We start from the raw sequence: 17,101 nt of genomic DNA on the forward strand, positions 1-17,101 counted from the left end.
GCGGAGCGGGATACCCGCTCCGCCCCGCCGCTTCGGCGTCTGGACTAACCTTCGGCTTCAAGGACCGAATAGACCTTCCAGACGCCGTTGGCGAACCTCAGTTCGACCCACACCGTGCGCGTGCCGTAGTCCACCGTGCCGGAGGCACCCGTCACCTTCGCGCCCATGGTGCTGCGCAGCCGCACCCGCCGCGCGCCGACCACCTCCGGAGCGCCCGGCTCAACGCTCAGTTGCACGTCGGATCCCCGGTGCGTCCCCGGGTCTGTTTGCGCGTCAGCCCGAGCCGCAGGTGAGTTCGGCACGCTGAGGTCTGCCAGCGCCCCAGCATCCCCGGTCTCCAACGCGGCCTCGCGCAAGCGCGTCAGTGCCCGCCAGGCGCCGACCGGCTCCTCCGGATCGTGCAGTGAATCCGACTCGGCCGCCACGGCCGATGGAGTCGCTCCGCCGGCCTCCCCCACCGCCGGGATCTTCTCGGCATCATGCCAGGGACCGGACAGGAGAATCCCAACCCCCACGAGCAGCAACGCCCCACCCAGCACGGGTACGGCCGAACGCCGCACCAAGACGGCCCATCCTCCGGACCGACGGGACCGGCGCCGACCCATCCGGCCCTCGGACGGCTCCGCTGACCGGCGGACCAGCCGGCTCCCCCGTGCGGCCCGCAATAGCGCAACGGAGTCCGCCTGACCGTCTTCGTGCTGCCTCGACCGCACACCTGCATAACGCTCGCTCAGCGCCTCCGCTCCCGGCCCGATGGCGGGCGTGCTCGCCGTCCGTGCCTGTTCGACGGCCACGCCGGTCTCCGCCGCGATGAACGGCAGGGGCTCTCCTTGGCCGCAGGCGTCAAGACGTTCGCGCACTCGCTCGGTGGCCAGGCCGTGGTCCGTGGCGTAGCGGGCGCTGCCGTAAGCCAGGTCGCTGAGGAACTCGGCCAGTTCGTCTGGCATACCCGGTGCCAGCGAAGCGGGCGGGGCGCCGATGTCGGCGGTGAGGTCGCCACTCAGCGCTACCACGGCCAGACGGGCCAGAGCACATGCCTCATCCCGTCCCGCGGCGGAGCCGTACCTCCCGGGGACGAGCACGATGTCGCCTCTCGCATCCACGCCGAAGGCATCGAGGTGCACCCTGCTCATCCCCTCAGGTGGCGGTGGCGCGCCGTCGAGCGCTTCGACCACCCGGTGCAGTAGGAACAGGCAGCGGGACACGCTCAGCGGTCCCGCCGTACCCAGATACATGCGCAGGGTCCCGCCTTCACAGCGGGACACCAGCAGGCCCTCTAACGTCTGTCCGTCAATCGGGTCGTACATCCGCGCGACGCGGGGGCGCGCACCCGTCCAAGCGCCGCCGGGAGCGTCGGCGCCGGTGACGAACCAGCGGCTGCGGCCATCCGCTTCAACACGAAAGAGGTCGTGCTCCAGCTGATGGACAAGAGTCCATTTTTCCTGGTCATCCTCGCGGACACCCGTTGTTTCCTGCTGCTCGTCATCGTTCATAATCAGTTCCAATGGCTAAGAGCGTTTATGTCGTTTTGTTGATAATAGATAACGCTCTCCACCAGAAATAGCCCGACACCGGTTGAATCACTCCTCCCGTCGGTTCCCAGCGCCCGTCGCCGGGTGTCTTTGCCCACAGCACCCGGCTGGACATAGGGTGGTGCCATGGTCCTCACCGTTGAAAAACTCGGCTTCGCCCCCGAACTCGTCGATTACCGTTACGCCCTGGGCATTCAGAACGCCTACCATGACGAGGTCGTCGCCGGCACACGGGACTCCACGCTCCTGGCACTCGAACACGAGGCCGTCTACACGGCGGGCAAGCGTACCGAGCCCCACGAGCGCCCCCTCGACGGCACAGAGGTCATCGACATCGACCGCGGAGGCAAGATCACCTGGCACGGACCCGGCCAGCTGGTCCTCTACCCGGTATACCGACTCAACGACGCCAAGGACGTTCGCCTCTACGTCAGCCAAATCGAGGATGCCGTCATCGAACTGCTCGCCGGCCTGGGAATCGAAGCCGGACGCGTGGACGGGCGCGCCGGAGTCTGGCTGGAGGCCGATGCCACCGGTCCCGAACGCAAAATCGCCGCGATTGGCATTCGCATCCACGACGGCGTGACCATGCACGGTGTCGCCATTAACTGCTCCAATTCCTTCTCCGGATTCGACAACATCGTCCCCTGCGGAATAGTCGACGCCGGGGTGACCTCCATCAGCCGCGAGCTTCACAGGGAGGTCACTCCCGCCGCACTCGCCGATGAGGCCATCGCACTTCTGAATCGCCATATCACCGCCTGACCCCCACACAGCCTGACCCCACACAGGAAGGACCAGCACGTGACAATCGCACCCGAGGGACGCAGATTACTGCGCGTCGAAGCCAGGAATTCGGAGACCCCGATCGAGTCCAAACCCGACTGGATCAAGGCGAAGGCCCATATCGGCCCCGAATTCTCCGAATTGAAATCCCTGGTGCGCACGTCCGGGCTGCATACGGTATGCGAAGAGGCCGGGTGCCCGAACATCTTCGAATGCTGGGAGGATCGCGAGGCGACTTTCCTGATCGGCGGCGAACAGTGCACCCGACGCTGTGACTTCTGCCAGATCGACACGGGCAAGCCCGCCGACTTCGACGCCGACGAACCGCGCCGGGTCGCCGAATCGGTCGCCACCATGGGCCTGCGGTATTCGACGATCACCGGCGTGGCCCGTGATGATCTGGCCGATGGTGGGGCCTGGCTCTACGCCGAGACGGTTCGCCTCATCCACGGGCTGGACACCGCCGACGGACAGGGCACCGGCGTCGAGCTGCTCATCCCCGATTTCAACTCGGACGACGACCAGCTGGCTGAAGTCTTCTCCTCCCGCCCCGAGGTCCTGGCCCACAATGTCGAGACGGTCCCCCGCATCTTCAAACGTATTCGCCCCGGCTTCCGCTACGACCGTTCACTGTCCGTGTTGACGAAGGCCCGCGCGGCCGGCCTGGTGACGAAATCGAACCTGATCCTCGGCATGGGAGAGACCAACGACGAAGTCGTCGCAGCCATGCAGGACCTCCACGACGCCGGCTGCGACCTGCTGACGATTACCCAGTATCTGCGCCCGTCGCCGCGCCATCATCCGATCGACAGGTGGGTCAAGCCACAGGACTTCGTCACATTGCGCGATGCAGCCGAAGAAATCGGCTTCCTGGGGGTCATGTCGGGGCCGTTGGTCCGCTCCTCGTACCGGGCGGGGCGGTTGTGGGCGCAGGCCATGCGCCGCAAGGGGCGCCCGATTCCGGCCCACCTGGCCCACCTCGACCGTGACTCCGAATCCCCGGCCAGGCAGGAGGCCCAGGCGGTGGTCGATACCTTCGGCGCGGGCGAAGAGGTAAAATACTGAGCAGTCCGCAACTGTCAAGAAACGAGTCCATGTCTACTTCGAACGAACCGAAGCCCAAACGCTTCAAGCGCAAGCCGAAAGATCCGAACAATCCGGGCCGGATCGCCCAGATGAAGCAGGTCTACAAGCTGGCGGCCAAGCACTACAAGGCCCTGCCGTGGATCCTGGCCGCCGCGGTGCTCGGCGGCGGCGCCCTCGGCGCCCTGGTCGGCCTGCTGCTGCCACCCATCTGGCTGTGGATCATCCTGGGCCTGATGGTCGGCGTCCTCGGTGCTACCTTCATCCTGGGACGCTTCGCCGAAACCGCGGCGTTCGAGGAGATGCGTGGCAAGCCCGGCGCCTACGGTGCGGTCCTCAACACGGTGCGCAAGTCCTGGCTGGCCGACGACGAGCCCGTGGCTGTCGACCCCAAGACACGCGACCTGGTGTACCGCGCCACCGGCCGCGGCGGCGTCGTCCTGGTGGGCGAGGGCCCCGCCGGACGCGTGGCCAAGCTGGTGGACAAGGAACGCAAGCGCCATGAGAGGGTGCTCCCCGGTGTTCCGGTCAACACCCTGCTCGGTGGCGAGGGCGAGGGACAGATCCCGATGAACCGGCTGACCAAGGAGGTCTACAAGATCCCGCGGAAGCTCAACAAGTCGGAGGTCCTGGTCATTCGCAAGCGCCTGACCGCACTGGGCACCATTTCGAAGCGGGCTCCGATCCCCAAGGGCATCGACCCCAGCCGGGCGCGCCCGGACCGCCGCGCCATGCGTGGTCGCTGATACCTCGCAGCACGCAACAGGGCCCCTGTTCCATCCACACTCCGTGTAGTGAACAGGGGCCCTGTTTCATCGTCTTCGTCGTCCCCTCCATCCGAATACGGAGGACATCGGTCACATTCTGACCACTGTGACGTTCGCCGCCAAGTCGTGCAAACCGCGACGATCGCCGTTGTAGACGACTGCCGGGATGACCAGAGCCAGCAAGACAACCCGCACCAGGATCCAGCCCGGATTGCGGCGAGTCCCGCCAGGGCCCAGCAGCCGCACCCGCAGCACCCGCTGACCGATCGTGTACCCCAGGGTGGACTGCAGCACCCAGTTCTCCACCAGGAACAGCCCCAGCGTCACCCAGGAGTCCCCGTGGAAGAACGCGGTGGAGATCAGCAGGCACAGGCCCCAGTCGATGCACAGGGACAGGAACCTCTTCCAGTGTGGGGCGACCGAGCCCGGGCCCTCCTGGGGCAGACCCAGGCGTTTGCCGGGCCAGTCGCCCGGGCGCATGGAGAGGTCGGGGCCGTTGAGCCAGGAGCCGATATCATCTCTGTCGATCACCCCACCAGGGTATCGCCTGAGACGATTCCCGACCGCATCCGGAGGCCTTCGCCACATTGCAGGGCTGCACCGCATAGGATGAAGGAGTGGTCGCTGAAACATCTCCGAAACATTCGGGACACTCAGCGGTTACGGCATCTGGCTAAAGTGGTCAGAGCAACGCGGTAATTCATATGTATCGCGTATCGATTGACACTGGGAGTGAGCTTGTTTACATCAGCCTCTGAACTCGTCGCCTATCTGAAGGCAGAGGACGTCGAGTTCGTCGACGTCCGCTTCTGCGACCTGCCGGGCACCGTACAGCACTTCAACATGCCGGCTGAGGCCTACGGCGAGGACGAAATCGAAGAGGGCCTGCTCTTCGACGGCTCGTCCATCCGCGGCTTCCAGTCGATCAACGAATCGGACATGAAGCTGCTGGCCGATGTCACCTCGGCCTTCATCGACCCGTTCCGCGAGGCCAAGACCTTGGTCGTCACGCACTCGATCGTCGATCCCTTCACCGACGAGCCCTACTCCCGCGATCCCCGCCAGGTCGCAGCCAAGGCCGAGGCCTACCTGAAGTCCACCGGGATCGCCGACACGGTCTTCTTCGGCGCTGAGGCCGAGTTCTACCTGTTCGACTCGATCCGTTACGACAGCCAGCCCGGCGGCGCCTTCTACAAGATCGACTCCGTCGAAGCGGCCTGGAACACCGGCGCCGAAGAGGGCGGCCACAACCTGGGCTACAAGACCCCCATCAAGGGCGGCTACTTCCCCGTCTCCCCCTCCGATCACTTCGCCGACATCCGCGATGCTATCTCACTGACGCTCAAGGAGATCGGCTTCTCCGTCGAACGCGCCCACCACGAAGTAGGCACAGCCGGCCAGCAGGAGATCAACTACAAGTTCGACAGCCTGCAGAAGGCCGCCGACCAGCTGCTGGACTTCAAGTACGTCGTGAAGAACGTCTCGAACGAATTCGAGAAGACCGCGACCTTCATGCCCAAGCCCATGTACGGTGACAACGGCTCCGGCATGCACTGCCACCAGTCGCTGTGGAAGGACGGCAAGCCGCTGTTCTTCGACGAGAACGGCTACGCCAACCTCTCCGATCTGGCCCGCTGGTACATCGGCGGCCTGATCGAACACGCCGGCGCCGTGCTGGCCTTCACGAACCCGACGATCAACTCCTACCGTCGTCTGGTTCCCGGATACGAGGCACCGGTCAACCTGGTCTACTCGGCACGCAACCGCTCGGCCGCCATCCGCATCCCGGTCACCGGCTCGTCGCCCAAGGCCAAGCGCCTGGAGTTCCGCGTGCCCGATCCCTCGTCGAACCCCTACCTGGCCTTCGCCGCCCAGCTGATGGCCGGCCTCGACGGCATCAAGAACCGCATCGAGCCGCCGGAGCCGATCGACAAGGACCTCTACGAACTGCCCCCGGAGGAACTGGGCGACATCAAGCTCACCCCGAACTCCCTCGAGGATGCCCTGGCCGAACTCGAGGCCGACCACGAGTTCCTCACCGCCGGCAATGTCTTCACGCCCGATCTGATCGAAACGTGGGTCAAGTACAAGCGTGAGAACGAACTCGACGTCGTGCGCCTGCGCCCGACTCCGGCCGAGTTCGAGCTGTACTACACCGTCTGATCCGATCAGACCGGCTCAACGATAAGGGCTGTGGCCCGCAACCGCTTCGGTTGCGGGCCACAGCCCTTATCGTTCTCTGTGGGTGGAACGCACGCTGCCCTGGCACCGCGCTTCGGATCTCGACTCGCGTCACTCCTCATAGCCGAAGAACAGCCGCTCGACCACCTTCCTGGCGTGCCGTGCCGCACGCAGATAGTCGTCCTGGAACTCCTGCCACAGACCAGGGCCGTAACCCATCAGCCGTGCAACCGCTTCCAGGTCCTCCGGCCGGGCCGGCAGGGAATCTGCGATGCGCCCGCGGAAGAGCACCGCTGCACAGCGGATCTGGGTGGCCGCCAACCAGGCCTCCTCGAGAACCTGTGCGTCTTCCCCACCGATTACGCCCAGTGCCACCTCAGCGTGCAAGGCCGGCAGGGTCGAGGTGGTGTGCAGGGCCGCTTCCCCGTGCCCGTGGACCAGCTGCAACAGCTGAACCGTCCACTCTACGTCCGATAGTCCCCCGTGGCCCAACTTCAAATGCCTGCGGATATCGGCCCCGCGCGGCAAGCGCTCGGCCTCCATCCGCGCCTTGAGCCTGCGCATCTGGCGCAAAGAGCTCTCGGGGACGACTGCCGGGTAGCGCAGCGGCTCGATGAGTTCGAGATAGTCCGCAGCCAGACTCTGATCGCCGGCGATCGGACGCGCCCGCAGCAGGGCCTGAGCCTCCCAGGGCTCCGACCACTTGCCGTAGTACGCCCGGTAGCTCTCCAGGGTGCGCACCAGCGGTCCGTTCTTGCCCTCCGGCCGCAGATCCGCGTCCAGCTCGACGGCCGGGGCGGCGCCCGCCTGGCCCAGCTCGTGGATCAGGCGCAGGGCGAGCTTCTTAACGTGAGTGGCCAGACGGCTCCTGGCGTCGTCGTCCAGATCGCCTGCCGGACGGTAGACGAACATCACATCCGCATCGGAGGAATAGCCGACCTCCGCACCGCCCAGCCGGCCCATCGCGATGACCGCGAACTCGTAGGCGGGCGTTTCCGGGGTGTCCATGGCCAGGCGCATGGCCTGGCAGCCAGCCGCTATCGTGGCATCGACGATCTGCGCGAGCCGGGCCGGAATCTCCGTTCGGTCCCCGACTTCGAGCACATCGGCCAGCGCACAGCGCAACAGTTCGCGCCCGTACAGGCCTCTGATAGCCGGAATCGATTCTGCGCCGTGCCGGCGCAGCAGGCCCGCCGTCTCGGCCCGCAGATCGCTGCGCACGGCCAGCGTCAGTGGCTCTTCGAGCCAGGCCACCGCCGAGGGATTCTTCAACAGGAGTTCCGTAGCATACGCCGAAAGCGACAGGACACGGGCCATTGCCCTGGCCGCCACACCCGAGTCGCGCAGCATCTTGAGATACCAGGTCGAACCGGACAATGACTCGGACAGGCGGCGGAAGGACAGCAGAGCCGCATCCGGATCCACGCCGTCGGCGAACCAGTCCAGGAGGGCCGGCAACACCTGCTTCTGCACGTGTGCGCTGCGCCCGGTGCCCTGGGCCAGGCGGCCGATGTGCAGCAGCGCGGACTTCGGATCCTTGTAGCCGAAGGCGGCCAGGCGGTCGCGGGCGGCCGAATCGGACATCCGCACGATGGAGTCGGCTCCCGCGGCGGCCTGCAGAATGGGCCGGTAGAAGATCTGCTGGTGTAGGACCCGCACTCGGCGGGAGTGGACAGTCCGCTCGGCCGCCAGGCGCTCGGCGCTTCGGTCCCCATCGGCGTAGACGGCCCTGGCCAGGGTCCGCAGTCGGCCCGGATCATCCGGCAACAAAGCCGTGCGCTGCATCCGGGGGATCTGCAGACGGTGTTCGACGACCCGCATGAACCGATACGCCGCGGCCAGATCGCGGCCGTCATCGGCCCCGATATAGCCCAATCCAGCCAGCCGCGGGATCACGTCGAGGGTCGCCGTAACACGGATCTCCTGCTCCTCGCGCCCGTGGACCAATTGCAGCAGCTGGGCTGAGAATTCCACGTCGCGCAGTCCGCCGCTGCCCAGTTTGAGCTGGCGGGCGGCCTCGTTGGCCGGGATCAGATCGACGACGCGCCGCCGCATGGCGCGTACCCCGTCGATGAAGCCCGGACGGGCCGCCGCCGTCCACACCAGCGGATTGAACGCCTCGAACCACTCGTGCCCCAGCGCGACGTCGCCGGCGATCGGACGGGCCTTGAGCAGGGCCTGGAACTCCCAGTTCTCAGCGGTTCGCTCATAGTAGGAGCGGAATTCCTCGAGGGGCCGGACCAGCGGGCCGGCCTTGCCCTCCGGACGCAGTGCCGCATCGAGTTCCCACAGTGCGGGCTCCGCGGCCGGCCGGTCGATGAGCTCGGCGACGCGGTTGGCCAGTGCAGTGGCCAGTTCGCGTTCGGCCGCAGGCTCCGCACAGTAGACGACATCGACATCGGAGACGTAGTTCAATTCGCGTGCGCCGCACTTGCCCATTCCGATGACGGCCAAGCGGACTCGGGCATCCGGATCCAATTCCGCCCGTGCCACCGCCAGTGCCGCATCGATCGCCGAGGCGGCCATGTCCGCCAGGATCCGGCAAACCTCGGCGACCACATCAGTGGGACACTGTGCGAGCAGATCATCGGCGGTCAGCCGGATCAGCAGTTCCCGGTAGGCCACGCGCAGTGCGGTCCGGCCTTCCTCCCCGCGCACCATGGCCACTGGCGCAGGTGCCTCCGGGTCCGCTCCGACGGCGTCGAACAGGTGCGCGCGCAGGGCCGGCTGCGCCGCCGCAGAGGTTCCCAGCAGGCAGGTGGTGGACCCCGGTTCCGGCAGGGCCAGCATTCGCAGGGACTGCGGATGCCGGATAATGAAGTCGATGCACGCCTCGGAATACCCACCCAGGGCGATGACCCGACGCAGGACCTGTGACGTGGCCAGCAGGTCGGCCAATCCAGAGGCATCCGGATGAGTTGCCACGGCCTCGGCCACACGGATAACCGCCAGACCGGCGGCGTCGGGGTCGGCCACCGAACGCGCCAGTGCCGTGGCGGCAGCGGCGGACAGCGCAGGTCGGTCCAGCAACTGCGCGGCCTCGGTGAGGAAGCGGGGATAGCGGAAACTGGCCTGGGGCCGGCCCGATTTGCCCGGCCGGCCCGTCGGCTGGGACCGTCGCGTCTGCGGCATCAGCTGCTCACAGGGAACTGAAGTCGCGGCTCAGTTCGAATTGGGTGACCTGCGCGCGGTAGTCCTCCCAGTCCTTGCGCTTATTGCGCAGGAAGTAGTCGAAGACCTCCTCGCCCAGGGTCTGCGCGACCAATTCGCTGTTCTCCATCGCGATGATCGCCTCGTTCAACGAGGCCGGCATGGCCTCGATGCCCAGTGCCCGGCGTTCCCCGTCGGAGAGCAGCCACACATCGTCTTCGGCCTCCGGGGGCAGTTCGTAGCCCTCCTCGATGCCCTTGAGGCCCGCAGCCAGGATGAGCGAATACGCCAGATAGGGGTTGGCTGAGGAATCCAGCCCGCGGAACTCGATCCGGGCAGAGGACGACTTCCCCGATTTGTACTGCGGTACCCGGATCAGGGCCGAACGGTTGCGGTGGCCCCAACAGATGTAGGACGGGGCCTCGTGCCCGGTCCACAAGCGCTTATAGGAGTTGACGTACTGATTGGTCACGGCGGAGATCTCCGGGGCATGGCGCAGCAGGCCCGCGACGAACTGGCGTCCCGTGGTCGAGAGCTGATAGTCCCCCGATGGGCTGTAGAAGGCGTTCTCCTCGCCCTCGAACAGGGAGACGTGCGTGTGCATGCCGTTGCCGGGCTGGTCGGCCAGGGGCTTGGGCATGAAGGACGCGTACACGCCCTGGGCGGCCGCCACCTCCTTGACCATCGCGCGGAAGGTCATGACGTTGTCGGCCATGGTCAGGGAGTCGGCGTAGCGCAGGTCGATCTCGTTCTGGCCAGGTCCCGCCTCGTGATGGGAGAACTCGACGGAGATCCCCATGGCCTCCAGGGTCTGCACCGCGGTGCGGCGGAAGTCATTGGCCGTGCCGCCGTTGACGTGGTCGAAATAGCCGGCGGAGTCCACGGGAATGGGCAGTCCGCCGTTCAGCTCCCCCGACTGAAACAGGTAGAACTCGATCTCCGGGTGGACGTAGAACGTGAAGCCCAGGGCAGCGGCACGGTCCATCGTCCGCTTGAGGACATTGCGCGGATCCGACATCGCGGGCCCACCGTCGGGCGAGATGATGTCACAGAACATCCGCCCTGTGGGCTCTTCCTCTCCGCGCCACGGCAGCAGGCTGAAGGTCGAGGGGTCCGGTTTGAGGACCATGTCCGCCTCGAACACGCGTGACAGGCCCTCGACCGCCGAACCGTCGAACCCGATGCCCTCGCCGAAGGATCCTTCGAGTTCCGCCGGCACGATCGCCACCGACTTCAACCGACCCAGGACGTCGGAGAACCACAGGCGGATGAAGCGCACATCGCGGTCCTCGACCGTGCGCAGGACGAATTCCTCTTGTTTACTCAACCCGGTCATTTGCCGTCCCAGTCCTTGTCCTCGTCGTCCCAATCCCGATTGCGGGTGGCGGCCGTGCGCAGCGCCGCCTGTGCCTCTTCACGCGTATCGTACGGGCCCATGCGGTTCTCCCAACCGCTCAGCGGGCCCTCTTCGACCTGGCCGGTGCGCACGTTGAACCAGTACTTGACGTCACCGGGAAGTCCGTTCTCCTCAGCCATCTCGTCTCCTTCTTCGGCCGTGTCCGCCACCCGGCGGAGTCGTGGACCGCCTTCTGGCGTATCGCCTCTAGCCTATCGCCTGCCGACTGTGTCGTCCCCGAGTGCACGAGCATCCTCTTCGGCCCCGGCGGAACCCGGTTGCATCGTCGTAGCGCGGAAGTGCTCCTCACACAGGACGCCGGCTTCCTGCGCGCGTCCCGCTGCGATGGCAGCGGCGATCGCAGCGTGGTCGCGCTGGGCTGCTGCGAACAGTTCGGGCGAAAACGGGTCGTGTCGGAAGCCGGCGTTGATCCGCCGGTCCAGGTCGACTGAGATCCTGACCAGTTCCTCGTTTCCGGTCGCTCTGGCGATCGTATGGTGGAAATGCGCGTCGGCGCTGCGGGCGTGGATCGGATCGTCCATCTGTGCATAGCGGGCGGCAGCGGCGCTGATATCGTGTGCGTCCTCCGGCGTGCGGCGCAGGGCCGCAACATGGGCCAGTCGCCCGTGGACGATCGCCCTGGCGTCGAGTAGCGATTCGCGTTCGGCGCGGAAGGTCGCCAGGTGCTCCTGCTGTCCGGCCAGTTCGCCCGCGTCGCCCGCTGCGATGAAGGTGCCCCCGCCCCTGCCGCGACGCCGGAGGACGAAGCCGGCCCGTTCCAAGCGGTCCAAGCCGGCGCGCACCGATGAGCGCGAGACCTGCAGGGCCTGTGCGAGCTCACGTTCGCTCGGCAGCGGGGTACCGACCGGTAGAGCGCCGACGGCGATCGCCGAGAGGATGTGATCGGATATCTGCTGGCCCGTCGTCGGCACGGAGACCACTGTCTCCAACCCTTTGAGTTCCTGCATAAACGACCACCTGTTCGATTGTTCGTTTGTTCGATTGCTCGGACGTCTAGACTGATTCCTATCATGGCAAAGAACACCCACGTTGAAAAAGGCACCCTGAGCCCGCACCGGAGAGTTCCCACCTCCATCGACCGCCCCGAGTACGTGGGCCGGCCAGAGCCGCGTGAAGGGCTCACCGGTGATAAACACACACCGGAGGAAATCGAGCATATCCGCTCCGCCGGAGCCATCGCCGCCAACGCGATCGCCTTGGCCGGGCGTGCCATCGCCCCCGGCGTGACAACCGACGAACTGGACCGGATCGCCCATGAGTACATCTGCGATATGGGCGGATATCCCTCGTGCCTGGGATACAGAGGATTCCCCAAATCCATCTGCACATCCGTCAACGAAGTCATCTGCCACGGCATTCCCGACTCCACGGTGCTATCCGACGGGGACATCCTCAACCTCGACGTCACCGTCTTCAAGGACGGCGTACACGGAGACACCAATTTCACTTTCGGCGTCGGCACAGTGGCCCCGGAGGTCAAGGACCTGGTCGCGCACACCTACGAGGCGACAATGCGCGGGATCAAGGCGGTGCGTCCCGGTCGGCAGGTCAACGTCATCGGCCGCGTCATCGAGAAGTACGCCAAGCGCTTCGGCTACGGCGTGGTACGCGACTTCACGGGTCATGGAGTCGGCAGGGACTTCCACTCCGGCCTGGTGGTCCCCCACTACGATGCCGCACCGGCCCATGCCGAGGTGATCGAGCCGGGCATGGTGTTCACAGTCGAGCCGATGCTGAACCTGGGGACCGCCGACTGGCGGCAATGGGACGACGACTGGACAGTGGTGACCGCCGATCTGCTCCCCTCCGCCCAGTTCGAACACACCCTGGTTGTGACCGAGGACGGTCCGGAGATCCTCACCCTGCCCACCGGCGAATTCGCAGACGAGCTCACCGACTTCTGGAAATAGCCTCGACGTAAAGGACCCCGAGCATGCCCACTCACGGAAATCTCGCCATCGGCATCGACATCGGCGGCACCGGCATCAAGGCCGGGCTGGTCGACGTGGCACGCGGGCGCCTGGTCGGCAAACGGGCCAGAGTGGATACGCCACAGCCGGCGACGCCGGCGGCGGTGGAGCAGTCCCTGCGTGCGGCCCTGGCGGCCCTGCAGTCGCAGACGGTGGCCGAGTACGGTGCGGACCGGGCGCCGCGGCTGGACCGACTGCCGGCCGGCACCGCCTTCCCCGGGGTCGTCAAAGAGGGCGTGGTCGGCTATGCGCCCAATCTGGACCCCTCCTGGATCGGCGCACACTTGGGCGAGCTGGCAGGCCGGCTGACCGGTTGTTCCCATGTGCTCAACGACGCCGATGCCGCTGGACTGGCGGAGATGGCCTATGGGGCCGGTCGGCGCTTCAGACGGGGCACCGTCGTCATCACCACGCTGGGCACCGGGATCGGCACTGCACTGTTCACCGCCGGCCGGCTCTTCCCGTTCAGCGAACTGGGCCATATCGAACTCGACGGGGCCGAGGCCGAGGCCGTGGCCGCACGGTCAGTGGCAGTGCGGGAAGGACTGGACTTCCCGGCTTGGGCCGAGCGCCTGCAACGGTACTATGCGGAGCTGGAGAAGATCCTCAACCCCGATGCCTTCATCGTCGGCGGCGGGGTGTCGAAACGGCATGCGGAATTCCTCCCGCTCATCCATACCAATGCTGCCCTGATACCCGCCCAGTTGCGCAATGAGGCGGGTATCGTGGGCGCCGCGCTCTTCGCCGCCCACGGTGGGAAGCCCAAGGCGGGGGTGCCCAAGCGACTGCGCGGCAATAAATCCCGCTGATCCGCCCCGGGGTGGCACTTGTGCGTTAGCGTGAAGGGATGACACGCGTACTCCTCATCCATCACTCGCCCACTCCCGCGACCAGGCGGATCGCCGATGCCGCTCTGGCGGCCCTCCGGCTCGATGATCTGCACGACCTGGTCAGCGACGGGCAGCTCGAACTCGTGGAGACTGCGGCGCTCGAACCGGACATCGACCAGGTCCTGGCCGCCGATGCCTATGTGCTCGGCACGACCGCGAACTTCGGTTATATCAGCGGCGCGCTCAAGCACTTCTTCGACACCGTCTACGACCAGGTGCGCGAACCCACGGCGGGCAGGCCGTTCTCGTATTGGATCCACGGCGGCTACGACACGACGGGCGCGCAGCGGGCGATGGAGGCGATCACCACGGGCCTGGGGTGGTCTTTGGTCCACGAGCCGGTCGTGTGGACAGGCGAGGTGCAGACCGAGCAGCTCGACCGGGTCCAGGAGATGACGGCGACCGTCCTGGCCAGTGCGCTGTGACGATCCGGTGACGAAACGGGCCCTGATCTAGCGTTTTCCCCGGTGAGGGTGGACAGGCCGCCTATAAGCCGGGTTCTGTGCATGGGCCGGTTACCCGGATCCCAATCAACGGTCATCTATCTAGGACCGCCGTTGCCGACGGCCTCGAGCGATCTACCCGATGGCATGACGAGCAGCCCGAACCATCTGTCTGATCTTGCTCCCGGTGGGGTTTACCTGGCAGACCCAGTCACCTGGGTCCCCGGTGGTCTCTTACACCGCCGTTTCACCCTTACCCCCGCCTCACCAATGGTGGAGCAGGGGCGGTCTGTTCTCTGTGGCACTATCCCGCGGGTCACCCCGGGTGGGCGTTACCCACCACCGTGCTCTGTGGAGCCCGGACGTTCCTCGGCGACGCACCCTTCCGGGCGTGTCGACGCGACCGTTCGACGACCTGTCCGCACCCAAGTCTACTCCCCTACCTGGGTAGGGTTGGACTGTGATCATTCTGCTGCCGCCCTCCGAGGGCAAGACCCCCGCCTCCACCGGACCCGCACTCAACCTCGAGGACCTGGCCTTTCCCGAACTCACCGCCGCCCGGCTCGAGGTCCTCGAGGCCCTGCAGCAGACCTCGGCCGCCCCGGACGCCCTGCAGATCCTGGGGGTCGGACCTACCCTGTCCGGCGAGGTGGCTCGCAATCGGGAATTGACCCGGATCCCCTGCGCCCCCGCACTCCAGACCTACACCGGGGTGCTGTTCGCAGCCCTCGATGCACCGACCCTGACCACCACGGCCCAGCACAGGCTGGGCTCGCTGTATGTGTCATCGGGGCTGTTCGGAATCGTGGCAGCCGGCGACCTCATCCCCGCCTACCGACTGGCGATGAAGGTCAGATTGCCCGACACCGGCGTGCTCTCGACCTGGTGGAAGAAGCGCCTGACCCCTGTGCTCGATGCCCGTTTCGCGGATGAACTCGTCGTCGACTGCCGCTCGGGCGACTACCGGAAGTCCTGGCCGGGCGATCCGGCCCACACGGTCGTGGTCAATGTCTACACCGAGCGGGCCGGCAAACGCAGCGTGGTCAGCCACAATGCCAAACACACCCGCGGCCTGCTGGCCCGGCACCTGCTCGAGCGCACCAGCTCGGACCCGGACTCTCCGCAGGAACTGGCCGGGGCCGCGGGCGAGGCCTTCACGGTCGAGCTGACGGCCGCCGGCCGCAGGAAGCCGGCCGAGCTGGCGATCATCCTCACTGCCTGAGGAGGGGGACCTCGCAGTCGGGGCAGCTGAACACGGTGCCCGGTTGCAGAGCCTTGAACTCGGCCAGGTCCGCTCCGGCCAGGGCATCGCCGCAGTTGCCACAGGCGCCGGCGTCGCAGGGCATGAGGCCCGGGCCACCGGCGTCCAGGTCCGCCCTGACCGGGTCTGCGGCGGGGCCCATGTGCGCCAGGTCCTGGGCGATGGCCGTTTCCAGTTCGGCCAGCCGGGTGGCGATCTCGGCTTCCACACGTTTGCGCAGGGCCTGCTTCTCCTTGCCCTGCGCGGCGATTCCGGCAGACTCCTGTTTGAGCCCGGCGACGTCCCCTTGGAGCTCCTCGATCGATTCGAGCAGCTCGAGTTCCGCGTCCTCCAGCTTCGCCAGAGCCGCCTTGGCGGAGTCGATGTCGCCCTGCAGCGCCACCAGGTCCCGCGAGGTCATGCCCTCGCCTGCGTTCAGCCGGGCCTCCATCGCGGAGATCTTGCTCTGCTGGTCAGCGGTCCTGGCCGCCGTTTCACGCTGTTGTCTGTGCTTGTCCTCCAACGCGGTCGTGAGTTCCCCGCTCCGGACGGCCAGTTCCCGGTGCCGGGCGGCCAGTTCCCGGTGCCGGGCGGCCAGTTCGGTCAGTTCGGCCACGAGCTCCGTCTGGGCCCTGCGATGGGTCTCCCGGCGGGACTCCCTGAGGTGTGCGATGAGTTCTGCGGCTGCGGCGGGGTCTGCCGCCCAGGTGGTCAAAGCCATGTGATGCTTCCTCGTTCCGTGTTCGTATTCGATTCCGCAGCCGGTGCACCGGCCTGCGCGATGCGCATGGTCCAGGGGTCGGTGTTGACGTGGGATACCGCGAGGCGCACCCGGTGCCCGGCCTGGGCCAAAACGGAGGTGAGCTGGTGTGCGGCGGTGGTGATCCACGGGGATTCCGCTGCGAAGTGGGCGATATCGATCAATTGCGGACCGGCCCCGGTGCGGTGGCCCGTGTCGATGGCCTCGGTGGCAGGGTGGTGGCGCAGATCGGAGGTGATGTAGACCTGCGCCCGGGCCCGGCGGACCGCATCGAATTCGGAGTCCCCCGCCCCGCCGAGCACCGCAACCCGTTCGATGCGGGCGGTGGGGTCTCCGGCGATACGGATTCCGGTGGCAGTGGCGGGAACGGATGCTGCCAGCCGACGGGCCAGCTCTTCGACCGTGCAAGCGGTGGCCAGGGTGCCGACACGTCCGATGCCCACTCCGGGAACGTTCTGGGGAACCAGTGGGGCGCGCTGTCCCAGTCCGATCGCATCGCACAACACATCGGTGACTCCCCCGGGTGCGGAATCGGCATTGGTGTGGGCGTTGAACTGCGCGATCCCCGCGCGGATGAGCCGGGTCACGGCCCCACCCTTGAGGGTGTCCGCCGCCACCGAGGTGACCCCGCGTAGCAGCAGGGGGTGGTGGGTGAACAGGAATTGGGCGCCGATTCCGATCGCCTGGTCGACGACGGCGTCGGTGGCATCGAGTGCGGCCAGGATGGTGGAGACCTCGGCGTCGGGATCGCCCACGGCCAGGCCCACCGTGTCCCAGGGTTCGGCCCAGGCCGCCGGCCAGAGGGACTCTGCTGCTGCCATGACATCGGATACACGTGCGGTCATAGGATCAACTCTACTGGCGTCCACGGCCGCTTGGCAG

General features: G+C 66.7%; 16 protein-coding genes and 1 other RNA gene. 8 read left to right on the forward strand and 9 right to left on the reverse strand.

Features of this window, described 5'->3' with window-relative positions:
- Window positions 1-44: 44 nt before the first annotated feature.
- The gene (locus NQ038_RS13150) at window positions 45-1,493 is read right to left on the reverse strand and encodes a hypothetical protein (RefSeq protein WP_257062774.1); all 1,449 of its coding nucleotides are present in this window, start codon (window positions 1,491-1,493) and stop codon (window positions 45-47) included.
- A gap of 165 nt (window positions 1,494-1,658) precedes the next feature.
- Between NQ038_RS13150 and lipB the strand changes: the two genes are divergently transcribed.
- Genes lipB through NQ038_RS13165 form a run of 3 tightly spaced genes read left to right on the forward strand, consistent with a single transcriptional unit; the run spans window position 1,659 to window position 4,147 of the window.
- Window positions 1,659-2,297: a lipoyl(octanoyl) transferase LipB gene (gene lipB / locus NQ038_RS13155; protein ID WP_257046759.1), complete on the forward strand. Its 639-nt coding sequence runs from the start codon at window positions 1,659-1,661 to the stop codon at window positions 2,295-2,297.
- 39 nt (window positions 2,298-2,336) lie between these two features.
- Window positions 2,337-3,383 carry a lipoyl synthase gene (gene lipA, locus NQ038_RS13160; protein WP_257062775.1) on the forward strand — a complete coding sequence of 349 codons (1,047 nt, stop codon included), beginning with the start codon at window positions 2,337-2,339 and terminating at the stop codon, window positions 3,381-3,383.
- A gap of 29 nt (window positions 3,384-3,412) precedes the next feature.
- Window positions 3,413-4,147 (forward strand): DUF4191 domain-containing protein, encoded by a 735-nt coding sequence (locus tag NQ038_RS13165; RefSeq protein ID WP_257046761.1) that lies wholly within the window; start codon window positions 3,413-3,415, stop codon window positions 4,145-4,147.
- A gap of 111 nt (window positions 4,148-4,258) precedes the next feature.
- Here the strand turns inward: NQ038_RS13165 and NQ038_RS13170 are convergent, their stop codons facing one another.
- Window positions 4,259-4,699, reverse strand: a complete 441-nt coding sequence (locus tag NQ038_RS13170; protein WP_257046762.1) for an RDD family protein — start codon at window positions 4,697-4,699, stop codon at window positions 4,259-4,261.
- Window positions 4,700-4,906: 207 nt separating this feature from the next.
- Here NQ038_RS13170 and glnA point away from each other — a divergent pair, with 207 nt between their 5' ends.
- The gene (gene glnA / locus NQ038_RS13175; protein ID WP_257046763.1) at window positions 4,907-6,331 is read left to right on the forward strand and encodes a type I glutamate--ammonia ligase; all 1,425 of its coding nucleotides are present in this window, start codon (window positions 4,907-4,909) and stop codon (window positions 6,329-6,331) included.
- A 129-nt stretch (window positions 6,332-6,460) separates the two neighbouring features.
- Here glnA and NQ038_RS13180 read toward each other — a convergent pair whose 3' ends face one another.
- The 4 genes from NQ038_RS13180 to NQ038_RS13195 form a co-directional block, all read right to left on the reverse strand.
- A complete protein-coding gene (locus NQ038_RS13180) occupies window positions 6,461-9,481 on the reverse strand; it encodes a bifunctional [glutamine synthetase] adenylyltransferase/[glutamine synthetase]-adenylyl-L-tyrosine phosphorylase (RefSeq protein WP_257046764.1) in 3,021 nt (1,006 codons plus the stop codon).
- 7 nt (window positions 9,482-9,488) lie between these two features.
- The gene (locus NQ038_RS13185) at window positions 9,489-10,826 is read right to left on the reverse strand and encodes a glutamine synthetase family protein (protein ID WP_257046921.1); all 1,338 of its coding nucleotides are present in this window, start codon (window positions 10,824-10,826) and stop codon (window positions 9,489-9,491) included.
- 5 nt (window positions 10,827-10,831) lie between these two features.
- On the reverse strand, window positions 10,832-11,035 hold the full coding sequence (locus NQ038_RS13190) for a hypothetical protein (RefSeq protein ID WP_257046765.1): 204 nt from the start codon (window positions 11,033-11,035) through the stop codon (window positions 10,832-10,834).
- A 72-nt stretch (window positions 11,036-11,107) separates the two neighbouring features.
- A complete protein-coding gene (locus tag NQ038_RS13195; protein WP_257062777.1) occupies window positions 11,108-11,863 on the reverse strand; it encodes a FadR/GntR family transcriptional regulator in 756 nt (251 codons plus the stop codon).
- A 63-nt stretch (window positions 11,864-11,926) separates the two neighbouring features.
- Here NQ038_RS13195 and map point away from each other — a divergent pair, with 63 nt between their 5' ends.
- Genes map through NQ038_RS13210 form a run of 3 tightly spaced genes read left to right on the forward strand, consistent with a single transcriptional unit; the run spans window position 11,927 to window position 14,201 of the window.
- Window positions 11,927-12,826 (forward strand): type I methionyl aminopeptidase, encoded by a 900-nt coding sequence (gene map / locus NQ038_RS13200; RefSeq protein ID WP_257062778.1) that lies wholly within the window; start codon window positions 11,927-11,929, stop codon window positions 12,824-12,826.
- 23 nt (window positions 12,827-12,849) lie between these two features.
- Window positions 12,850-13,695 (forward strand): polyphosphate--glucose phosphotransferase, encoded by an 846-nt coding sequence (ppgK, locus tag NQ038_RS13205; RefSeq protein ID WP_257062779.1) that lies wholly within the window; start codon window positions 12,850-12,852, stop codon window positions 13,693-13,695.
- Window positions 13,696-13,733: 38 nt separating this feature from the next.
- Window positions 13,734-14,201 (forward strand): NAD(P)H-dependent oxidoreductase, encoded by a 468-nt coding sequence (locus NQ038_RS13210; RefSeq protein ID WP_257046769.1) that lies wholly within the window; start codon window positions 13,734-13,736, stop codon window positions 14,199-14,201.
- Window positions 14,202-14,249: 48 nt separating this feature from the next.
- On the opposite strand, the gene rnpB is transcribed toward NQ038_RS13210, so the two are convergent.
- Window positions 14,250-14,638, reverse strand: an RNA gene (gene rnpB / locus NQ038_RS13215) — RNase P RNA component class A.
- Between the two features lie 41 nt (window positions 14,639-14,679).
- On the opposite strand from rnpB, the gene NQ038_RS13220 reads away from it, so the two are divergent.
- Window positions 14,680-15,441, forward strand: coding sequence for a peroxide stress protein YaaA (locus NQ038_RS13220; protein ID WP_257062781.1), 762 nt, complete (start codon window positions 14,680-14,682; stop codon window positions 15,439-15,441).
- On the opposite strand, the gene NQ038_RS13225 is transcribed toward NQ038_RS13220, so the two are convergent.
- Together NQ038_RS13225 and NQ038_RS13230 are read right to left on the reverse strand one after the other, a co-directional pair.
- Window positions 15,431-16,180, reverse strand: a complete 750-nt coding sequence (locus tag NQ038_RS13225) for a hypothetical protein (protein WP_257062782.1) — start codon at window positions 16,178-16,180, stop codon at window positions 15,431-15,433. The two genes, NQ038_RS13220 and NQ038_RS13225, sit on opposite strands and share 11 nt — an antisense overlap.
- On the reverse strand, window positions 16,171-17,064 hold the full coding sequence (locus tag NQ038_RS13230; RefSeq protein ID WP_257056807.1) for a Nif3-like dinuclear metal center hexameric protein: 894 nt from the start codon (window positions 17,062-17,064) through the stop codon (window positions 16,171-16,173). The genes NQ038_RS13225 and NQ038_RS13230 overlap by 10 nt, the downstream gene beginning before the upstream one ends.
- Between the last annotated feature and the right edge of the window lie 37 nt (window positions 17,065-17,101).

The organism is Brevibacterium sp. 50QC2O2, from assembly GCF_024580675.1.
In the GTDB taxonomy this organism is placed as follows: Bacteria; Actinomycetota; Actinomycetes; order Actinomycetales; family Brevibacteriaceae; genus Brevibacterium; species Brevibacterium moorei.

What these genes read in the sequence shown, in the direction of transcription:
- NQ038_RS13230 (WP_257056807.1), bottom strand. Translation starts at nt 17,064, where the DNA reads ATGACCGCACGTGTATCCGATGTCATGGCAGCAGCAGAGTCCCTCTGG.
- NQ038_RS13195 (WP_257062777.1), bottom strand. Translation starts at nt 11,863, where the DNA reads ATGCAGGAACTCAAAGGGTTGGAGACAGTGGTCTCCGTGCCGACGACG.
- NQ038_RS13150 (WP_257062774.1), bottom strand. Translation starts at nt 1,493, where the DNA reads ATGAACGATGACGAGCAGCAGGAAACAACGGGTGTCCGCGAGGATGAC.
- NQ038_RS13225 (WP_257062782.1), bottom strand. Translation starts at nt 16,180, where the DNA reads ATGGCTTTGACCACCTGGGCGGCAGACCCCGCCGCAGCCGCAGAACTC.
- NQ038_RS13210 (WP_257046769.1), top strand. Translation starts at nt 13,734, where the DNA reads ATGACACGCGTACTCCTCATCCATCACTCGCCCACTCCCGCGACCAGG.
- NQ038_RS13180 (WP_257046764.1), bottom strand. Translation starts at nt 9,481, where the DNA reads ATGCCGCAGACGCGACGGTCCCAGCCGACGGGCCGGCCGGGCAAATCG.
- lipB (WP_257046759.1), top strand. Translation starts at nt 1,659, where the DNA reads ATGGTCCTCACCGTTGAAAAACTCGGCTTCGCCCCCGAACTCGTCGAT.
- NQ038_RS13165 (WP_257046761.1), top strand. Translation starts at nt 3,413, where the DNA reads ATGTCTACTTCGAACGAACCGAAGCCCAAACGCTTCAAGCGCAAGCCG.
- map (WP_257062778.1), top strand. Translation starts at nt 11,927, where the DNA reads ATGGCAAAGAACACCCACGTTGAAAAAGGCACCCTGAGCCCGCACCGG.
- ppgK (WP_257062779.1), top strand. Translation starts at nt 12,850, where the DNA reads ATGCCCACTCACGGAAATCTCGCCATCGGCATCGACATCGGCGGCACC.
- NQ038_RS13190 (WP_257046765.1), bottom strand. Translation starts at nt 11,035, where the DNA reads ATGGCTGAGGAGAACGGACTTCCCGGTGACGTCAAGTACTGGTTCAAC.